This window comes from Bacteroidia bacterium (assembly GCA_025056095.1).
In the GTDB taxonomy this organism is placed as follows: Bacteria; Bacteroidota; Bacteroidia; order JANWVE01; family JANWVE01; genus JANWVE01.
This window is the reverse complement of record JANWVW010000260.1, coordinates 1-3631: the sequence shown is the minus strand read 5'-3', so window position 1 is coordinate 3631 and position 3631 is coordinate 1. Positions and strand designations below refer to the sequence as shown.

Annotated in this window: 4 protein-coding genes; all 4 read right to left on the bottom strand. The window is 39.1% G+C overall.

Features of this window, described 5'->3' with window-relative positions:
* Nucleotides 1-137: 137 nt before the first annotated feature.
* The 4 genes from NZ519_13020 to kynU all read right to left on the bottom strand — a co-directional run bounded on the left by NZ519_13020 (nt 138) and on the right by kynU (nt 3461).
* A complete protein-coding gene (locus NZ519_13020) occupies nt 138-599 on the bottom strand; it encodes a RecX family transcriptional regulator (protein ID MCS7029676.1) in 462 nt (153 codons plus the stop codon).
* 1 nt (nt 600) lies between these two features.
* Nucleotides 601-1029 carry a large-conductance mechanosensitive channel protein MscL gene (gene mscL, locus NZ519_13015; protein MCS7029675.1) on the bottom strand — a complete coding sequence of 143 codons (429 nt, stop codon included), beginning with the start codon at nt 1027-1029 and terminating at the stop codon, nt 601-603.
* Nucleotides 1030-1036: 7 nt separating this feature from the next.
* Nucleotides 1037-2206 carry an AIR synthase-related protein gene (locus NZ519_13010; protein ID MCS7029674.1) on the bottom strand — a complete coding sequence of 390 codons (1170 nt, stop codon included), beginning with the start codon at nt 2204-2206 and terminating at the stop codon, nt 1037-1039.
* A gap of 61 nt (nt 2207-2267) precedes the next feature.
* Entirely contained in the window at nt 2268-3461 is a 1194-nt protein-coding gene (gene kynU, locus NZ519_13005; protein MCS7029673.1) for a kynureninase, read from the bottom strand.
* Nucleotides 3462-3631 lie beyond the last annotated feature (170 nt).

Here is a 3631-nt window from a genome sequence, read left to right as displayed (position 1 = left end):
GAGCATGCCGTTAGGCAGTGCGTAGCGCAGCGAAGCACCGAAGCGAAGCGTAGTGCGGAATGCCCCGACCCTTGCGTTAGCAAGGGGCACGCCCAAAAAAAACTTTTTAGACCTATACTTAACTCATTAACTCATCTTTACTCATCAACGTTGTTCAAAACTTGCTTTATTTCGTCATACGCATAGCCTTTGCCCTGTAAAAAGCGCAAAAGCTTCGCTCTTTGTACGTAATCCTGAGTGTCGTATCCGCTCTTTTCAATCAACTTTTGTAGCGTAAAGTAATACTCTTGTTCAGGAATATGATTTAGCGCATTTTCTATACATGTGTCAGAAATTTGCTTCTGCTTAAGAGCATATACAATTTTGATCTTACCCCATTTCTTTGTATGGAACTTACCAACGGCAAATTGAATCGCAAAACGCTCATCATCAAGGAATTTATCTTTTTTGAGCTGCTCAATCAAAGTTTCTTGCTCTAACTGATTGAGTTCAAACCTATTTAGATATTGATATATTTCTGCGGTACACCGTTCTTGATAGGCACAGTACTTGGCTAACTTTACATAAATTTCCTGTAACTTTTGAGGTAAGTGCTTCATGTTAAGATTTATTTTTAAGCAAATCACGAATTTCTGCTAACAGTTTTTCAGTGGGTGTAGGTTCTACCACAGCTTCTTCTGCTTTTTTGCGTTTAAGCTGGTTGATAGCTTTGACCATAACAAAAATGATAAAAGCTAAAATAGTAAAGTCTACCGCAGTTTGAATGAAATTACCGTACATGATGGCTACTTCGGGGTTATCCATTCCTGTAACAGGGTCTTTTGAAGCACGTTTGAGCACTATTTTAAGATTGTTGAAACGAGTTCCACCTACTAGCAAACCAATTGGGGGCATAATTAGGTCGTTAATTACAGAGGTTACAATTTTTCCAAAGGCTGCCCCAATGATTGTACCTACGGCAAGGTCAATTACATTACCTCTGATAGCAAATTCCTTGAATTCTTTAATGAAAGATTTGAGAAAGGACATAGGCTTTTTATTGATAGGTAAAAATTCCGTATGGCGTGTGCAAAGTTAATTTTTTTCCTGAATCTGTTTGACAATATCCAATAATTTGAGCTTGTATTTTGAAATTTTGGGCTATGGCTATAATTTGATGAGCTGTACTTTCATCGGTATATATTTCTAATCTGTGTCCCATGTTGAACACTTTGTACATTTCTTTCCAATCCACATTTGAACCTTGCTGAATGTACTTGAATATTGGCGGAACATCAAAAAGGTTATTTTTAATAATATGCAAGCCTTCTACAAAGTGAAGGCATTTCGTTTGTCCACCTCCTGTACAATGCACTATGCCGTGAATTTTATTGCGGTATGCTTCAAAAACTACTTTCATGAGTGGTAAATAAGTGCGTGTAGGTGATAAGACTAGTTTGCCAATTGGAATATGAGGTATTTCAGGGATGGAATCTGTAAGTTTGAATTTGCCCGTATAGACCAAAGTAGAGGGCAAGTCAGTATCATAGCTTTCAGGATATTGCTGTGCATAGAAAGAACAAAAAATATCATGGCGTGCGGAAGTTAGACCATTGCTGCCTATACCGCTGTTATATTCTGTTTCATAGGTAGCTTGTCCAAAACTGGCTAAACCTACAATTACATTACCTGCTTGAATACGTGCATTGTCAATTATCTCTGTTCGTTTGATTTTTGCAACGGTTGTGGCATCTACAATAATAGTACGCACTAAGTCGCCTACATCAGCGGTTTCACCACCTGAAAAATGAATATGTATTCCCCACTGTCTAAATTGTTCTATGCATTCTTTTGTCCCTTCGATAATAGCTTGAATTACCTCTTGTGGAATTTTATTTTTATTTCGCCCAATAGTAGAAGAAACAACAATGTTATCTGTAATACCTACACATAACAAGTCATCTGTGTTCATCACTAAGGCATCTTGTGCAATGCCCTTCCATACTGAAATATCGCCTGTTTCTTTCCAATACAAGTAGGCTAATGAACTTTTTGTTCCTGCACCATCGGCATGCACTACTAATGCATATTCTTCATCTTGGCTTAGTACATCAGGAATGATTTTACAAAAAGCCTTTGGATATAAACCTTTGTCTAAAATTTGTATAGCTTTGTGTACTTCTTTTTTGTCCGAAGAAACGCCTCTCAAATTGTATAGATCTGCCATGTGGTACAAAAGTTACAGTAATAATTTAGAGAAACAACTTGTTAGCTCAAAAATACCAATTTCAGACAATTTTTTTTAAGATTTGAACGAATTCATCAATTTCTTCCATAGTGTTGTATAGAGGAACGGGTGCAATACGAATAACATCAGGTTCGCGCCAATCTGCGATTACACCTGCTTCGCAGAGTTTTTGAAAAACTTTTTTACCTTGTTTACCTACTCTGATAGAAGTTTGGCAACCTCTGTCTTTAAGTTCGAAGGGAGTAATAATTTCTACAAGATTTTGTATTCGTTCTAGTAGAAAGGTTATCATTTCTTCGGATTTTTTACGGAGAGCGGGCATAGTGGCTTCATCAAAAATGTCTAAGGAAACTTTGTGTGCTACCATGTTCATGACGGGTGCGTTGGATAGTTGCCAGCCTGCGGCGCCGCGCATAGGTATAAAGTCTGGTCCCATTAAGAAACGAGTTTGTTCATCGTGCCCCCACCAACCTGCAAAGCGAGGTAAATCTGATGCATCGGCATATTTTTCATGTACAAAGCAACCTGCTACGGCACCAGGTCCAGAATTGAGGTATTTATAGGTGCACCATACTGCAAAATCTACCTCCCAGTCGTGTAATTGAAGCAAAATGTTTCCCGCAGCGTGTGCTAAATCAAAACCTACTACAGCGCCAACTTTGTGTGCTTCTTTGGTAATAGCTTCCATGTCAAACGCCTGACCTGTGTAATAATTTACTCCGCCTAACATAACCAAAGCTAAGCTGTTGCCTGCATCGTGAATGGCTTGTAGAATATCTTCTGTGCGTAGAGTATGCTCCCCTGGGCGAGGTGTAAGCTCTATCAAAGCAGTTTTTACATCGTATCCATGAAATAAAATTTGGCTTTTTACTGCATATTGGTCTGATGGAAAAGCGCCGCCTTCAATCATAATTTTGTACCTTTTGGGTGTAGGTCTGTAAAAAGAAACCATCATCAAATGCAGGTTTACGGTTAGGTTGTTCATCATTACTACTTCAATGGGCTTAGCTCCTACTAACCGTGCTGCTTTTTCTGAAAAAAATTCATGATACTTGAACCATGGGTTTTTACCGTGAAAGTGTCCTTCTACTCCCAAGTTAGCCCAATCTTCTAGTTCTTGGCGTATAGCTTCTAGGACACCTTTGGGTTGTAATCCCAAAGAGTTTCCGCAAAAGTAAATGTATGGCTTTTGTGTTTTAGGGTTTGTAGGAATGTAGAACCTATCCCGATACATGTAAGCAAAGGTATGAAAAATAACTATATAAGATTTAGAAAGAATAGTTTTATTTTGGGCGTGCCCCTTGCTACGCAAGGGTCGGGGCATTCTGCACTACGCTTCGCTTCGGTGCTTCGCTAACGCTGCGCACTGCCTAACGGCATGCTCCATGCCCCTCACGCAGATAA